The following is a 14,666-nucleotide window of genomic DNA, read 5'->3' as shown; positions in this document are numbered from 1 at the left end:
GGAAGCTAAGCCTCACAGCGCCGATGGTACTGCAGGGGGGACCCTGTGGGAGAGTAGGACACCGCCGAACTTCTTTTTAAGTGAGAGAGCCACCCATTGTTGGGTGGCTTTCTTGCGTTAAGGCGTGTTTTCGCGTGCTGAGCCATCCCGGTAGCCGGGGTGGCTCTTCTTCGTCAGCACAGCCTCTCAGCCGAACAGGAGAGGTCTGGCGAGGCCGACAGCAATCGCGCACATGACAAGGGCGATCAGCGCGTCGATGATGCGCCAGGCCTTCTCCGTGTGCAGCACGCCGCTGAGACGGGTGGCGCCGAGCCAAGGGCGGTGAACCAGACCAGGCTTGCAGCGACCGCGCCACCGGCGGTGAGCGAGCGCTCATCACCATGCGTGGCGGCGATCGAGGCGAGCATGACGACGGTGTCAATGTAGACATGCGGGTTGAGCCAGGTGAGCAGCATCGTCGTGGTGATCAGCGAGAGGCCGAGTCCGAGGCCGGCGAGGCCAGCGAAGACGGTGAGCACTTCTCGACGCTAGGCCCTGTGGGGCGTGAAGACCAGAGAACGATGAAGGCGCGCCGCACCCAGGGGTGCGACGCGCCTTCATCGTGCTCTGGGGTGCGTCAGGCCTCGCGCGCCCCCGTCGTGAGACGGTGCAGAAGCGCTGTGAGGGTCTGGAGCTCGCTGAGATCCCAGTTGCTCAGGGCTCGCAGCATCCGCCCCTCCTGGGGGCGTCTCGCCTCGGCCAGCCGGGTGATGCCATCAGGCGTCGGAGAGAGGAGCGTGGCTCGACGATCGCTCGGATCCGGGGTGCGGGCGATGAGGCCTAGTCCTTCGAGCTCACGGAGAGTCCGACTCAGCTGTCCCTTGTCCATCTGCAGAGCATCGACGAGAACCGACGCTGTCGTGCTCTCGTAGCGAACGATCGTCGTGAATGTCTTGTACGCGGTGGGCAGGAGGCCCGGGCTCAAGCGCTCGGCGTTCTCCGTGACGGTGTGCCGGAAATGGGTGATGAGCTCGCCGAACTCCGACTCGAGGTCGGTCAGCGCTGCGACGTACTCCTCACTCAACGACGGCGCAGACGCTTCAGCGCTGCCGGGAGCCGAAACGCTCGTCATCGCTCGTCATCCTCCGGGCGCACGACCTGCACAGAGCCGGTCTCGGCGGTTGCAACGGCGAGTTCATTCGCTCGGAGCTGCTCGCGCACACGCTCGACGTTGTTCTGCTTGATGAGGGGGATGTTCGGCAGGAAGGCGATCGCGATCAGGCTGAGCACGGCGAGCGGAACGCCGATGAGGAAGGCATGCGAGATCGCCTGGGCGGAGGCGTCTTCGATGATGAGGCGGATCCCCTCGGGCATATCGCGGGTCGTCGGCAGAGCGCCGCTGGCGAGCTGTTCGGCGATGGCCTTGCCCTTCTCTCCGAGCGCTGCGATCGCGGCGCTGACTTCGGCGGCGCGATCGGTGAGCTGCTGCGCCATGCTGGTTGCGAGCACCGATCCCATGACGGCAACGCCGGTTGTTCCGCCCACGGTGCGGAAGAAGTTGACTCCGGCGCTGGCGACGCCGATCTCCTGCGGTGCCGAGGTGTTCTGCACGATGAGGACGAGGTTCTGCATCGTCATGCCGGTGCCGGCTCCGAGCAGGAACATGTAGATGCCCACGAGCCACAGCGAGGTGTCGTACTGCAGGGTCGACAGGAGGGAGGTGCCGGCGACCATGAGGATCGCACCGGTGACCAGGAAGCTCTTCCACTTGCCCGATCGGGTGACCAGCTGCCCGATCACCGTGGATGAGATCAGCATGCCGGCGGCCATCGGGATCGTCAGCAGACCGGCTTCGGTGGGGCCGTATCCGCGCGAGATCTGCATGTACTGAGCGAGGTAGACCGATGTGCCGAACATGGCGACGCCGATCGAGATCGACGCGAGAACTGCGAGCGTGAAGGTTCGGTTGCGGAACAGCGTCAGCGGGATGAGCGGCTCGGCGACCTTCAGCTCGACGACGATGAAGGCGACAGTCGCGAGGATGGCGATTCCCACCATGTAGAGGGTCTCCCAGCTCATCCACCCGTAGGAGGAGACATTGGAGACCCACACGAGAAGGAATCCGGCGGCGACCGAGAGGAGCACGATTCCGAGGTAATCGATGCGCACCTTCGCGGCACGGATCTGCTCGATCTTCAGAGTGCGGATGAGCACGATGATCGCGATGACGCCGAGGGGGACGCCGACGTAGAAGTTCCAGCGCCAGCCGACCGTATCGGTGAGCACGCCGCCGAGCAGCGGACCGCCCACCGTGGCGACGGCCATGACAGCGGCGAACAGGCCCATGTACTTGCCTCGCTCGCGCGGGGACAGGATGTCGGCCATGAGCACCTGGCTGAGTGCGGCCAGGCCGCCGCCGCCGATGCCCTGGAACGCTCGGAAGGCGATCAGCATCTCGGAGTTCTGGGACAGACCTGCGCCCGCGCTGGCCAGGACGAAGATCGCGAGGGCCGCGATCATGAGATTCTTGCGATTGATAAGGTCGGCGAGCTTGCCCCAGATCGGGGTGGAGATCGCGGTCGTCAGCAGGGTCATCGTGACGACCCAGGTGTAAGAGGCCTGGGATCCTCCGAGTTCGGGGACGATGATCGGCAGCGACGTGCCGACGACGGTGGTCGACACCATCGAGCAGAACATGGCCAGCATGAGGCCGGAGAGGGCCTGAAGGACCTGTCGGTGCGACATTCGAGTCGTCGTCGTGGCTGTCGAAGGAGTGTGAGCGCTCATGCGCACCTTTCACTGTGTTGCGGAGAATGCGGTGGGCGCGACGGCACTGGCGCGCGAAAGTTGATAAAAGTCAACGATACGCCGAATGTTGACAAACGTCAACCAACTCCGGGTGGGGTCGCCGAAAAGCGGGAAGTGCGCGGGGTGGTCAGTCCATCAGTGCGAGCGCGCGGAACGCGTCCCGCTCGCGGAGTGCCTCGCGACGGGCTGCCGCGTCGGGGAGGGCCTGCTCCGGCGGGCGTTGCCCCGTCGTGCGGTGATAGAGCTCGTCGATCAAGCGGGTCGCCATGCCGACCAGCTGTGCGATCTCTCGATCGTCGCGGTCGATCCACACGGACTTGGGCTCATCGTGGATCACGCGGAAGTTGTCGTGCTCTTCCCATACGAAGAGGGTGCGCTCGGCGCCGAGCACGTGCTGCTGCCACCAGACCTGTCGCAGGTAGGTGCGCGGGATCGTGCGCCAGCTTTTATTCGTGGTTTTGATCTCGGCCAGCAGGATGCGCCCATCGGATTGCTGGACCACGCCATCGGGGGTTGCGAGGTGACGCTGCTCGATCTCCGCGCGGAAGAGTGCGGAGGAGGGGTGGATGCCGTGGGTCGAGGAGACCCATGCCGCGATCGCGGGTTCGCGCCGACGTCCGTGCTCGGTGTAGGCGTTGCCGGCGAAGCGGGGGCCCGCGCCGAGCTTGGAGTCGGCGGCGCGCTTGATGGAGATGTCGCTCGTGAGGCCTGCCACATCGGTGGCGGTTATGCCGCGGGCTCGAGCTCGGAGCCAGGCGACGCGGTCGCGGGAGTCCGCGACGATTCGCGCCTGAAGTTCCGGTGTCACCCTTCGAGGGTACCCGAGCGTGTTGTGCGTCGCCGCGGCCGCGCCGCGATTTGGGGTGCGGTCGGACGTGGGGTAAAGTTGTTGATAACCGAAGACCGCTGGTCATCGTTATGCGCGAAAGCGCCGAACGATCGAAGCACTGCACAGCAGGGCCCGCGCAGGTGACACGAACTTCTTCCGAGCTCCGTGCGCTTGCGCCGGAGCTTTTCTGTTTTCAGCCGCGGTCCAGGCCGATGTCCCACGCACGTGCGACATCTCGTACCCATCAAGGAGTGACCATGGCGCAGAAGGATGCATCGGTTGCCGAGCTCACGAAGAACTTCGAGAACTCGAACGCCGTCCTGCTGACCGAGTACCGCGGTCTGACGGTTGCCCAGCTCAAGGAGCTGCGCAACGCCATCCGTCAGAACGCTGAGTACGCCGTGGTGAAGAACACGCTGACCAAGATCGCTGCCAACAAGGCTGGGATCTCCGCGCTGGACGACGACCTCAAGGGCCCGTCGGCTGTCGCTTTCGTGCACGGTGACTTCGTCGCCACTGCCAAGGCTCTTCGTGACTTCGCCAAGGCCAACCCGCTTCTCGTGATCAAGAGCGGCGTGTACGAGGGCAATGTCCTCACCGCCGAAGAGGTCAACAAGTACGCCTCGCTCGAGAGCCGCGAGGTTCTGCTTGCGAAGGCAGCGGGCATGATGAAGGCAACGATGGCCAAGGCTGCGGCCACCGTCGATGCTCTTCGCGAAAAGCTGGAGACCGCAGAGGCCGCGTAAGCGTCTCGCGTCTTCTTCCCACAAACCCCATCTATTAGGAGATACATCATGGCTAAGCTCACCACCGAGGAGCTGCTGGAGCAGTTCGCAGAGCTCACCCTCGTCGAGCTGAACGACTTCGTCAAGGCGTTCGAGGAGAAGTTCGAGGTCACCGCTGCTGCTCCCGTCGCCGCTGCCGGCGCTGCTGGTGCAGGCGCTGCTGAGGCCGAGGAGGAGAAGGACTCGTTCGACGTCATCCTCGAGGCTGCCGGCGACAAGAAGATCCAGGTCATCAAGGCTGTCCGCGAGCTGACCTCGCTGGGCCTCGGCGAGGCCAAGGCTGTCGTCGACGGTGCTCCGAAGGCCGTCCTCGAGGGCGCTAACAAGGAGACCGCTGAGAAGGCGAAGGAGGCCCTGGAGGCCGCCGGCGCTTCGGTTACCCTCAAGTAATCGCGTCTCATCGCTTTTCGAATGCCCCGGGCTCAGGCCCGGGGCATTCGTGTTCTCAGCGCGGGGGAGCGGAGGAGTTGCGCACGACGAGGGTCGACGGCGCCTGGATGTGCTCGACCGCTGCGAGCGGGTTCTCGATGCGATCCAGGAGGAGCCGCGCGGCATCTGCGCCCTGTTCGCGGGGGCGCTGCCGAATGGTGGTCAGGGAGAACATCTCGGCGTTGTGGTGGTCGTCGATTCCGACGACGCTGAGCTCTGTGGGCACGGCGATGCCCAGCCGATGCGCGGCGATGATCGCACCGATCGCCATCTCGTCGCACAGCGCGACGATCGCGGTCGGGCGCCCGCGGCGCTCTCCGAGCAGGTCGACGGCGGCCGCATAGGCGGCGGGCATGTCTCCTGACGCTGCCGCGGTGATCGTGCGCTCGGACAAGCCAGCCGCCCGCATTGAGGCCCGGTAGCCCGCGATGCGCAGGGAATCGCCGAGCGCCGTCTGCCGGGCGGGGGAAGCGACGCCGATAAAGGCAATCTCGCTGTGGCCGAGGTCGATCAGGTGCTCGGTCGCACGCCGCGCCGCCGCGGTGTCGTCAATGCCGACCGAGCTCGTCCCTCCGTCGTAGGGACCCACGCTTACGAGCGGCGACGGCAGGGGCAGGAGCCGTTCGAGTTCGTGCGTGCGGGGTTGGAGGCCCGCGGCGATGATGCCGTCGTAGCGCCGACCGGGAAGGGCTGTGTCGAAGAGGCGGCCTCGGGCGGGCGACCCTTCGGCGACGCCGGAGACCGCCATGTCGTAGCCGTGCTCGAGGAGCGCGTCGTGGATGCCGGTCAACAGTTCGGTGAAGAACCAACGTCCGAGAGCCGGTGTGATGACTCCGACGGTGCGCGTGCGGCCGGTCGCCAGGCTGGTCGCCGAGGAATGCGCGATGTAGGACAGTTCCGAGGCGGCGGCGCTCACGCGCTCGCGCGTGGCATCGGAGACATAACCGCGACCGCTGAGGGCTCGACTCGCTGTCGCTTTGGAGACTCCCGCGAGGGCGGCGACATCTGCGATCGTGCTCATTCTTCGTGTCCTCTCTGCTGGCTCTCGGGCCAGATCACCACGCCAAGCGTAGTGTCTGCGAAACGAAATCGGGAACCGGTTCCACAGTGCAATCGCGGGAGCGCTCCCACCTTAGAGCCGAGGAAGGTTGTGAGCTTGTGACCTCGAACCATTGTGCTCGGTGGTGGGCGCGGGATACGTTGTCCCTGGAAACGGTTCCCCACCGGTTCGGTCCTGCGGGGCGGAGCAATCCGGGGACGTGAACTCGAAGAGGAGAAGTCACATGGCACTGTCACAGCGTTATCGGCGCCTGGCACCGGTCGCCCTTCTGGGGGCAGCCGGTATGGCGCTTGCCGGATGCGGGGCTCCCGGCGGGTCCGACGGCGGAGGCGGCGATGAGGGCGGCAGCAGTACCGTCACCATCTACGGCACGATCGTCGACTCCGAGGCGGAGCTGCTGCAGGAGTCCTGGGCCGGCTGGGCCGAGGAGAACGATATCGAGATCAAGTACGAGGGCAGCCAGGATTTCGAGACGCAGCTCGGAACACGCGCGCAGGGTGGAAACCCGCCCGACATCGCGATCTTCCCGCAGCCCGGTCTGTTCGCGGACTTCGCTGCTCGTGACTTCCTCAAGCCCGCACCGGAGAAGGTTGAGTCCAACGCCAATGAGTACTGGACCGAGGATTGGGTGAACTACGGCACGTATGACGGCACGTTCTACGGTGCGCCCCTCATGGCCAACGTGAAGGGGTGGATCTGGTACTCGCCGGCGAAGTTCACCGAGTGGGGTGTGGAGGTGCCTGCGACGCTCGACGAGATGACCGCGCTCACCGAGTCGATCCAGGCGGCTACGGGAACGCCGGCGTGGTGCGCCGGGTTCGAGTCGGGAACCGCGACCGGGTGGCCGGGAACGGACTGGATCGAGGACTACGTCCTGCGCCAGGCCGGACCCGAGGTCTATGACCAGTGGGTGACCAACGAGGTGGCCTTCACGGACCCGCAGATCAAGACGGCCTTCGACTCCGTCGGAGCCGTGCTGCTCGACCCGGCTAACGTGAACGCGGGCTTCGGCGATGTGCGTTCGATCAACTCGACGGCGTTCGGCGATGTTGCCCCGGCACTGGCCAGCGGCGAGTGCGCGCTGACGCACCAGGCGTCCTTCCTCTCGGGCTTCTTCCCCGAGGGCACGACGATCGCGGAGGACGGCGACATCTGGGCGTTCATGCTGCCCGGTGAGAGCGCCGGAGACAGTGCCGTGACCGGTGCGGGTGAGATTGTGGGCGCCTTCAGCGATTCGGAGGCCACGCAGAAGGTTCTCGCCTACCTGTCGAGCCCGGAATGGGCGAACAGCCGGGTGAGCCTCGGAGGCGTCACCTCGGCCAACAACGGCCTCGACCCGGCGAACGCGCAGGACCCGATCCTGCAGGAGACGATCAAGATCCTGCAGGACCCGGAAACCACGTTCCGATTCGATGCGAGTGACCTGATGCCGGGCGCCGTCGGCGCGGGCACGTTCTGGAAGGGCATGGTCGCCTGGGTCAACGGCACGTCGACCGACGAGGTCCTCGAGCAGATCGAGACCGGCTGGCCGGACAGCTGATCCGCTGAGGGGTGGGTCGCATCGGAGCGGCCCACCCGTACCGGCCCGGGCATGGGCGCCCGGGCCGTCGAGACCCGCACACTGCCGTAAAGGGGACTGATCAGTGACCGCGAACGATTTCTTCGGATGGATCGGCTCTTTGCCGCCTGTGCTGCAGGCCGTGGCCGTTGTCATCGCCTTCGGGGCGGTGGTGGCGCTGATCCTGTTGCTCATCGACGTGGCGCCGCGCTCCGGCGCCTGGTACACCGTCGCGCGGCTCGCGATGTGCCTGCTCGTCCCCCTCGCCGTCATGTGGTTCTTTCGCTCCTACTACTGGGCGATGGGCGCGGCGGTGGTCGTCGGGGGGATCTTCTTCCTCCTCGACTACCGATCCAGGCAGGGCAAGGGCTATCTGCTGCAACTGGTCGCCTTCCTCGCCCCGGCCTTCCTGCTGCTGATGGTCGGCCTCATCCTGCCGACGATTCAGACCTTCGTGGCATCCTTCATGAACTCCTCCGGCAAGAGTTTCGTGGGCCTCGCCAATTACGTCTGGATCTTCGGACAGCCGGACGGGATCCGCGTCGTGGTCAACACGATCGTCTGGGTGCTGGTCGTTCCGACCGTCTCGACGATCGTCGGCCTCGCCTATGCGGTCTTCATCGATCGCACCCGCGGCGAGAAGATCTACAAGGTGCTCGTGTTCATGCCGATGGCAATCTCCTTCGTCGGCGCCGGCATCATCTGGCGATTCATGTACGAATACCGCGGGCCGCAGTACGACCAGATCGGTCTGCTCAACCAGATCCTCGTCTGGTTCGGCGCCGAGCCGCACCAGTTCCTGCTCGATCCGCCGTTGAACACCCTGTTCCTGATCCTCGTCCTGATCTGGGTGCAGACCGGTTTCGCGATGGTGATCCTCTCGGCATCCATCAAGGGAGTGCCCATCGAACTGCTCGAGGCCGCTGAGCTCGACGGCGCCAACGCCTGGCAGCGCTTCGTCGCGGTCACAGTTCCCGCCATCCGACCCGCGCTGATCGTCGTGCTGACGACGATCTCGATCGCCTCGTTGAAGGTCTTCGACATCGTCCGCACCATGACGGCCGGAAACTATGAGACCAGCGTGCTGGCGAACGAGATGTACACGCAGTTCTCGAAGTTCGAGGCGGGACGCAGCGCGGCGCTCGCCGTCATCCTGTTCATCCTCGTGTTGCCGATCGTCATCTACAACGCACGCCAGATCCAGAAGCAGCGGGAGATCCGATGAGCACCCCGACCACCACTGACAGCACGCGTTCCATCACGACCGGCGGAAAGCTCAGCTCCTCGGCGGCGCGGACGCGCAAGAGGCTCTCCCGACCCTGGGCGTCAGCGGCATCCATCATCATCGCGGTGCTGTGGACCATCCCGACGCTGGGCCTGTTCATCTCATCGTTCCGTCCGCGCGAGCAGATCCTCACCAGCGGATGGTGGGAGTTCTTCCTGAACCCGCAGGTGACCGGCGAGAACTATGTGGATGTGCTGTCGGCCGGCACCACGCAGCTGACGATGCTCGAATCGTTCGTGAACTCGATCGCCATCACGATCCCCGCGACCATCGTGCCGCTGATGATCGCCTCCATGGCCGCTTATGCGTTCGCCTGGATCGACTTCAAGGGCCGCAACTTCCTGTTCATCTTCATCTTCGCGCTGCAGATCGTGCCGATCCAGATGGCCCTCGTGCCCTTGCTGAGCACCTTCTCCCGCGGACTGAGCATCTTCGGCGTGCAGGTCACGCTGCCGCTGGGCGCCTCCGACGGGTACGCGCAGGTGTGGTTCGCGCACTCCATGTTCGCTCTGCCGCTGGCGATCTACCTGCTGCACAACTTCATGTCCGAGATTCCCGGAGAGATCATCGAAGCGGCCCGGGTGGATGGAGCATCCCGCGGGCAGATCTTCTTCCGCATCGTGCTGCCGCTGACGATGCCGGCGATCGCGTCGGTCGCGATCTTCCAGTTCCTGTGGGTCTGGAACGACCTGCTGGTGGCGCTGGTGTTCGCCGACGGCGGGGCGGCGCCCATCACGAAGCTGCTCGCCGAGATCACCGGCACCCGCGGCAATGACTGGCATCTGCTCACAGCCGGTGCGTTCGTGTCGATCATCGTGCCGCTCATCGTCTTCTTCGCGCTGCAGCGCTACTTCGTGCGGGGGCTGCTGGCAGGATCCACGAAGGGGTAATACGAGGCCCGCGCGGGCGCCGACCACCGTACGCTGAGAGACATGAAGTACGCCGAGCACATCGTCGACCTCGTCGGCGACACCCCCCTCGTGAAGCTGCAGCACGTGACCGAGGGCATCGCCTGCACCGTGCTCGTCAAGCTCGAGTACATGAACCCGGGCGGATCGGCGAAGGATCGCATCGCGAGCCGGATCATCGACGCCGCCGAGGCATCGGGGGAGCTGAAGCCCGGCGGTACGATCGTCGAGCCGACGAGCGGGAACACCGGTGTCGGGCTCGCGCTGGTGGCGCAGCAGCGCGGGTACAAGTGCGTCTTCGTGATCCCCGACAAGGTCGGCGAGGACAAGATCGACGTGCTCCGTGCCTATGGCGCGGAGATCGTGATGACTCCCACCTCGGTCGCTGCGGACAGCCCCGAGTCCTACTACGGGGTCAGCGACCGGTTGGCGAGGGAGATTCCCGGCGCCTTCAAACCCGACCAGTTCGCGAATCAGAACGGTCCGCGCAGCCATTACGAGACCACCGGCCCCGAGATCTGGCGCGACACCGACGGACAGGTGACGCACTTCGTCGCCGGTGTCGGAACCGGCGGCACGATCACCGGGACCGGCCGCTATCTGCGCGATATCTCCGACGATCAGGTGCGCATCATCGGCGTCGACCCCGAGGGCAGCGTCTACTCGGGCGGCACAGGCCGTCCCTACCTCGTCGAGGGTGTCGGCGAGGACATCTGGCCGGAGACCTACGACCCGGCCGTCCCGCACGAGATCGTCGCGGTCGACGATGCCGAGTCCTTCGCCATGACGCGCCGCCTCGCGCGCGAAGAGGGGATCCTCGTCGGCGGATCCAGCGGCATGGCCGTCGCCGGTGCACTGCGCATCGCGAAGGATCTCCCGGCGGAAGCCGTCATGGTGGTGCTGCTTCCCGACGGCGGGCGCGGCTACCTGGCCAAGATCTTCAACGACTCCTGGATGCGCTCCTACGGATTCAGCGACGTCGCGGACGGCGATACGGTCGCCGCTGTGCTCGCGGCGCGCGACGGTGCCCTGCCGGAACTGGTGCATGCCCACCCCGGTGACACGGTGCGTGATGCGATCAGCATGATGTCGGAGTTCGGCGTCTCGCAGCTGGTCGTGCTCAGCGCCGAACCGCCGGTCATGATGGGGGAGGTCATCGGCGCCGTGGATGAGCGCGGGCTTCTCGACCTGCTCTTCCGCGGGGCGGCGAAGCCGACGGATGCGGTGGGCGAGCACATCGCTCCCGGGCTGCGGCTCATCGGCATCCATAATTCGGTCGAGAAGGCCCGTGCGGCGCTCGCCGAATCCGATGCCCTGCTGGTGACCGTCGACGGTCGTCCGCACACGGTGCTCACACGGCATGACCTCATGACGTATCTCGCGCGCTGATACGGAACGTAACGCAGGGGCGCGGTCGAGCGTCGCGACGTAGGCTGGGGGCATGTCCGATCACGCCTTCGCCACTCGTGCCATCCACGCCGGTCAAGACCCCGACCCGCTGACCGGAGCGATCATCCCGCCGATCTACCAGGCCTCCACGCATGTGCAGGACTCGGTGGGCGAGCTCCGCCAGGGGTACGAGTACAACCGTGCGGGCAACCCGACGCGCAGTGCGCTGGAGACGCAGCTCGCTGCGCTCGAGGGCGGCGCTGCGGCGCTGTCGTTCTCCTCGGGGCTTGCGGCCGAGGATGCGCTGCTGCGCGCGATCCTGCGCCCCGGTGATCACGTGCTGCTCGGCAACGACGTCTACGGCGGCACGTACCGCCTGCTGGCGAAGGTGTTCGCTCCCTGGGGCATCGAGATGACGACGGTCGAGCTCGGTGATGCGGATGCTGTTCGCGCGGCGATCCGCCCGGAGACGAAGATCGTGTGGCTCGAGACGCCGAGCAACCCGCTGCTGAAGGTCGTCGACATCGCGGAGACCGCCGAGCTCGCGCATGCGGGTGGTGCGATTCTGGTCGTCGACAACACGTTCGCCTCTCCCGCCCTGCAGAACCCGCTCGCCCTCGGCGCTGATCTCGTCGTGCACTCCACGACGAAGTATCTGGGCGGGCACTCGGATGTTCTCGGCGGCGCCGTGATCTTCGGGGACGACCGGTTCTACGAGCAGGTGAAGTTCCAGCAGTTCGCTGTCGGCGCCGTCTCGGCGGCGTTGGATGGTTGGCTGACGACACGCGGCATCAAGACTCTCGCGGTTCGGATGCGCCAGCACAGCGCCAACGCTCAGGCCATCGCCGAATGGGCCGACGGCCGCCCGGAGTTCGAGACCGTGTTCTACCCGGGCCTGCCCTCGCACCCGGGTCATGAGATCGCGGCGAAGCAGATGAGCGGTTTCGGGGGAATGCTCTCGCTGGCGCTCGTCGGTGGAGCGGATGCTGCGCGACGATTCGTCGAGTCGACGGAGCTGTTCCAGCTCGCGGAGTCGCTCGGCGGGGTCGAGTCGCTGATCGGCTACCCCTCGGAGATGACGCACGCCTCGGTGAAGGGCACCGAGCTGGCCGTTCCGGAGAACGTCATCCGACTCTCGGTGGGCATCGAGGACATCGCGGACCTCATCGCGGACCTCGAGCAGGCTCTGGCGCGCATCGCGGGCTGATCGGCAACACCGCCGAAACATCCGCGGGATAGCCTGGATGGATCTTGAACGATTCATCTTCTTCTGCTGCGCCCACATCTGATTCCTCGGCACCGGAGACCGGCGGCATCCGCGCCGTGACCGGGACGATCCGGACCTCGACCCCGACGGGTGCCATCCGCACCCTTGGGGCGAATCCGGCGACGGCGCCGATCATGCTGCATCCCGGCGATGCGATCTCGAATCGGCGGCGCACGCTGTACATCGTGCTGCTGGGCGCGCTCACGGCGCTCGGCCCGTTCACGATCGACCTGTACCTGCCGGCTTTCCCCGTGCTGGAAGCGGACTTCCAGACGACGTCGGCGGCGATCCAACTCACTCTGACGGGCACGATGATCGGCTTCGCGCTCGGTCAGCTCGTGGTCGGACCGCTGTCGGACAAGGTCGGTCGGCGGGTGCCTCTCATCGTCGTGACCGCTCTGCACATGCTGGCGAGCATCGCGGCGGCCGCGGCGCCGGATCTGCTGCTGCTCGGCGGTGCGCGCGTGCTCATGGGCGTGGGCGCCGCCGCCGGCGGTGTGGTGGCGATGGCGATCGTCCGCGACCTGTTCGGCGGGCGTCGCCTCGTCGTGATGCTCTCCCGGCTCGCGCTCGTCTCGGGCGTCGCGCCGGTGGTCGCGCCGCTCATCGGCTCGTGGCTGCTGGGGGTCATGCCGTGGCGCGGGATCTTCGTCGTGCTCGCGGCCTACGGTGCGATCATGCTCCTCGCGAGCCTGTTCTTCGTTCCGGAGACCCTGCCGAAGGAACGCCGCCAGGAGCGCGGCAGCTCGACGATCTGGCAGCGCTACGCGAGCGTCTTCAGCGACCGGGTGTTCATCGGCGTGCTCATCATCGGCGGTATGACGTTCTCGAGGCTGTTCTCGTACCTCTCGGCGTCACCGTTCCTCTTCCAGGTGACGCATGGTCTGAACGCCCAGCAGTACGGCTGGCTGTTCGCCATCAACTCCGTGGGCCTCATCTCAGCGGGGGCGGGGATCACCGCGACGACGATGGCCTCGGTCATGGTCGGCTGCGCGGCGATCGGCATTCTCGCGCTGTGGATCATCGTGCGCCCGCGCACCGTGGAGATGCTCAATCCCTAGGAATCCGGATGCCGTGCGGGTGAGAATGGACGGATGTCTCGACCTGCACTCTTCATCGGTGGACTCGCGGCGATCCTTGTCGCCGTCGTTCTCGGCGCCTGGCTGACCACCGGCGGACCCGATCAGCCCTCGGCGGTCGATACGGCGTGGAATCAGTGGATGACCGAGATCCGCACGCCGGGGCTGGAAGGCTTCGCGCTGGTGATGAACCGGGTGGGCGGCGGCTGGATGGCGACGCTGCTCGTTCCCGGGCTGGCTCTGGGGGCGCTGCTGATCGCGCGGCGATGGCGGGACGCGGTTCTGGTGGCGGGGACCCTGATCGTCAGCGTCGCGCTGGTTCAACTGCTCAAGAGCGTGTTCGGTCGGTCCCGCCCCGCTGACATGCTGGTCGCCTCGGACTTCGGGTCTTTCCCCTCGGGGCATACGGCGAATGCGGCGACCCTCGCGGCCCTGGCGATCGTGCTGTTCCCCCGCATCTGGGTCGTGATGATCGCTATCGCGTGGACGCTCGCCATGGCGTTCTCCCGCGCCGTGCTGTCGGTGCACTGGCTGAGCGACACACTCGGGGGCATGCTGGTGGGCGTCGGTGCGACGATGCTCGTCGCCGCGATACTGCTGCCCTGGGTGCGGCGGGCGCGGACAGCGGAAGCCATCGAGGAGGCGGCGTGAGAAGCATCCGTCGCTTTCGGTCGGCGGATCGCGCGGCGCTCTCGGATATCTGCGTGCGCACGGCGCATGCCGGCGCCGATGCCCGAGGGATGCTGTCGGACGACGATCTGTGGGGACTCATGTACGCGCTGCCCTACGCCGAACGGCATCCCGACCTCTGCTGGGTCGTCGACGACGGTGCGGGCCGCGCGATCGGGTATCTCGTCGACACGGATGACACGGATGCTTTCGAGGAATGGTTCCGGGCCGAGTGGTGGCCGCGGTTCGCCCGGAGCTTCCGGAAGCCGGAGTCGTTGCGGGAACGCGAGTTGCTCGCCTCGGCGAATGCGCGCGGCTCGAACCCCGTGCCCCATGCAGGCCGGTATCCGGCGCATCTGCACATCGACCTGCTGCCCGAGGTGCAGGGAGAGGGATGGGGAAGGGGCCTCATCGAGACGCTGCTGACCGACCTCCGAGCCCGTGGCGTGCCCGGGCTGCACCTCGAGATGGACCCGGCCAACACCAGCGCCGCGGGGTTCTATGAGCGGCTCGGCATGAACGCCTTGGAATCCGCGCAGGACGGACAGGCCTACGGCATTCTGCTCTGAGCAGAGCGGAAACGACTGAGGGCCCCGCAGAAGCGGGACCCTCAGAGGAAAA

Annotated in this window: 15 protein-coding genes and 1 rRNA gene; 11 read left to right on the top strand and 5 right to left on the bottom strand. The window is 66.3% G+C overall.

All coding sequences use genetic code 11. From position 1 onward, the window contains the following. Positions 1 to 70, top strand: a 5S ribosomal RNA gene (gene rrf, locus ACWAUG_RS11925); the annotation flags it as partial. A 175-nt stretch (positions 71 to 245) separates the two neighbouring features. Here the strand turns inward: rrf and ACWAUG_RS11920 are convergent. The 4 genes from ACWAUG_RS11920 to ACWAUG_RS11905 all read right to left on the bottom strand — a co-directional run bounded on the left by ACWAUG_RS11920 (position 246) and on the right by ACWAUG_RS11905 (position 3,595). Further along, on the bottom strand, positions 246 to 518 hold the full coding sequence (locus ACWAUG_RS11920; RefSeq protein WP_460802588.1) for a LysE family transporter: 273 nt from the start codon (positions 516 to 518) through the stop codon (positions 246 to 248). Between the two features lie 98 nt (positions 519 to 616). After that, positions 617 to 1,111 carry a MarR family winged helix-turn-helix transcriptional regulator gene (locus tag ACWAUG_RS11915; RefSeq protein WP_460802587.1) on the bottom strand — a complete coding sequence of 165 codons (495 nt, stop codon included), beginning with the start codon at positions 1,109 to 1,111 and terminating at the stop codon, positions 617 to 619. Continuing rightward, positions 1,108 to 2,724 carry an MDR family MFS transporter gene (locus ACWAUG_RS11910; RefSeq protein WP_298040870.1) on the bottom strand — a complete coding sequence of 539 codons (1,617 nt, stop codon included), beginning with the start codon at positions 2,722 to 2,724 and terminating at the stop codon, positions 1,108 to 1,110. Before ACWAUG_RS11910 ends, ACWAUG_RS11915 begins: the two co-directional genes overlap by 4 nt. 190 nt (positions 2,725 to 2,914) lie before the next feature. Beyond that, positions 2,915 to 3,595 carry a YqaJ viral recombinase family protein gene (locus ACWAUG_RS11905; protein ID WP_298040869.1) on the bottom strand — a complete coding sequence of 227 codons (681 nt, stop codon included), beginning with the start codon at positions 3,593 to 3,595 and terminating at the stop codon, positions 2,915 to 2,917. 278 nt (positions 3,596 to 3,873) lie between these two features. Here ACWAUG_RS11905 and rplJ point away from each other — a divergent pair, with 278 nt between their 5' ends. Continuing rightward, entirely contained in the window at positions 3,874 to 4,362 is a 489-nt protein-coding gene (gene rplJ, locus ACWAUG_RS11900; protein WP_298040867.1) for a 50S ribosomal protein L10, read from the top strand. Between the two features lie 48 nt (positions 4,363 to 4,410). Next, entirely contained in the window at positions 4,411 to 4,791 is a 381-nt protein-coding gene (rplL, locus tag ACWAUG_RS11895; protein WP_298040865.1) for a 50S ribosomal protein L7/L12, read from the top strand. A 55-nt stretch (positions 4,792 to 4,846) separates the two neighbouring features. Here rplL and ACWAUG_RS11890 read toward each other — a convergent pair whose 3' ends face one another. After that, the gene (locus ACWAUG_RS11890) at positions 4,847 to 5,851 is read right to left on the bottom strand and encodes a LacI family DNA-binding transcriptional regulator (protein WP_460802586.1); all 1,005 of its coding nucleotides are present in this window, start codon (positions 5,849 to 5,851) and stop codon (positions 4,847 to 4,849) included. Between the two features lie 262 nt (positions 5,852 to 6,113). On the opposite strand from ACWAUG_RS11890, the gene ACWAUG_RS11885 reads away from it, so the two are divergent. The 8 genes from ACWAUG_RS11885 (at position 6,114) to ACWAUG_RS11850 (ending at position 14,614) form a co-directional block, all read left to right on the top strand. After that, a complete protein-coding gene (locus ACWAUG_RS11885; protein WP_460802585.1) occupies positions 6,114 to 7,430 on the top strand; it encodes an ABC transporter substrate-binding protein in 1,317 nt (438 codons plus the stop codon). A 103-nt stretch (positions 7,431 to 7,533) separates the two neighbouring features. Continuing rightward, positions 7,534 to 8,673 (top strand): carbohydrate ABC transporter permease, encoded by a 1,140-nt coding sequence (locus ACWAUG_RS11880; RefSeq protein WP_298040859.1) that lies wholly within the window; start codon positions 7,534 to 7,536, stop codon positions 8,671 to 8,673. Then, on the top strand, positions 8,670 to 9,623 hold the full coding sequence (locus ACWAUG_RS11875; RefSeq protein ID WP_298040857.1) for a carbohydrate ABC transporter permease: 954 nt from the start codon (positions 8,670 to 8,672) through the stop codon (positions 9,621 to 9,623). The genes ACWAUG_RS11880 and ACWAUG_RS11875 overlap by 4 nt, the downstream gene beginning before the upstream one ends. A gap of 42 nt (positions 9,624 to 9,665) precedes the next feature. Beyond that, entirely contained in the window at positions 9,666 to 11,030 is a 1,365-nt protein-coding gene (locus tag ACWAUG_RS11870; protein ID WP_460802584.1) for a cystathionine beta-synthase, read from the top strand. A gap of 52 nt (positions 11,031 to 11,082) precedes the next feature. Next, positions 11,083 to 12,237, top strand: coding sequence for a cystathionine gamma-synthase (locus ACWAUG_RS11865; protein ID WP_460802583.1), 1,155 nt, complete (start codon positions 11,083 to 11,085; stop codon positions 12,235 to 12,237). A gap of 194 nt (positions 12,238 to 12,431) precedes the next feature. Beyond that, positions 12,432 to 13,358 carry a Bcr/CflA family efflux MFS transporter gene (locus ACWAUG_RS11860; RefSeq protein WP_460802589.1) on the top strand — a complete coding sequence of 309 codons (927 nt, stop codon included), beginning with the start codon at positions 12,432 to 12,434 and terminating at the stop codon, positions 13,356 to 13,358. A 33-nt stretch (positions 13,359 to 13,391) separates the two neighbouring features. After that, positions 13,392 to 14,027, top strand: coding sequence for a phosphatase PAP2 family protein (locus tag ACWAUG_RS11855; protein WP_460802582.1), 636 nt, complete (start codon positions 13,392 to 13,394; stop codon positions 14,025 to 14,027). Next, complete coding sequence (locus tag ACWAUG_RS11850) at positions 14,024 to 14,614, top strand: GNAT family N-acetyltransferase (protein ID WP_460802581.1); 591 nt, start codon at positions 14,024 to 14,026, stop codon at positions 14,612 to 14,614. The genes ACWAUG_RS11855 and ACWAUG_RS11850 overlap by 4 nt, the downstream gene beginning before the upstream one ends. Positions 14,615 to 14,666 lie beyond the last annotated feature (52 nt).

Source organism: Microbacterium sp. GXF6406, assembly GCF_054798215.1.
Note: the sequence above shows the minus strand (reverse complement) of the source record. Positions and strands in the feature narration are given on the sequence as shown.

What these genes read in the sequence shown, in the direction of transcription:
- ACWAUG_RS11915 (WP_460802587.1), bottom strand. Translation starts at nt 1,111, where the DNA reads ATGACGAGCGTTTCGGCTCCCGGCAGCGCTGAAGCGTCTGCGCCGTCG.
- ACWAUG_RS11910 (WP_298040870.1), bottom strand. Translation starts at nt 2,724, where the DNA reads ATGTCGCACCGACAGGTCCTTCAGGCCCTCTCCGGCCTCATGCTGGCC.
- rplJ (WP_298040867.1), top strand. Translation starts at nt 3,874, where the DNA reads ATGGCGCAGAAGGATGCATCGGTTGCCGAGCTCACGAAGAACTTCGAG.
- rplL (WP_298040865.1), top strand. Translation starts at nt 4,411, where the DNA reads ATGGCTAAGCTCACCACCGAGGAGCTGCTGGAGCAGTTCGCAGAGCTC.
- ACWAUG_RS11890 (WP_460802586.1), bottom strand. Translation starts at nt 5,851, where the DNA reads ATGAGCACGATCGCAGATGTCGCCGCCCTCGCGGGAGTCTCCAAAGCG.
- ACWAUG_RS11885 (WP_460802585.1), top strand. Translation starts at nt 6,114, where the DNA reads ATGGCACTGTCACAGCGTTATCGGCGCCTGGCACCGGTCGCCCTTCTG.
- ACWAUG_RS11875 (WP_298040857.1), top strand. Translation starts at nt 8,670, where the DNA reads ATGAGCACCCCGACCACCACTGACAGCACGCGTTCCATCACGACCGGC.
- ACWAUG_RS11870 (WP_460802584.1), top strand. Translation starts at nt 9,666, where the DNA reads ATGAAGTACGCCGAGCACATCGTCGACCTCGTCGGCGACACCCCCCTC.
- ACWAUG_RS11865 (WP_460802583.1), top strand. Translation starts at nt 11,083, where the DNA reads ATGTCCGATCACGCCTTCGCCACTCGTGCCATCCACGCCGGTCAAGAC.
- ACWAUG_RS11860 (WP_460802589.1), top strand. Translation starts at nt 12,432, where the DNA reads ATGCTGCATCCCGGCGATGCGATCTCGAATCGGCGGCGCACGCTGTAC.
- ACWAUG_RS11855 (WP_460802582.1), top strand. Translation starts at nt 13,392, where the DNA reads ATGTCTCGACCTGCACTCTTCATCGGTGGACTCGCGGCGATCCTTGTC.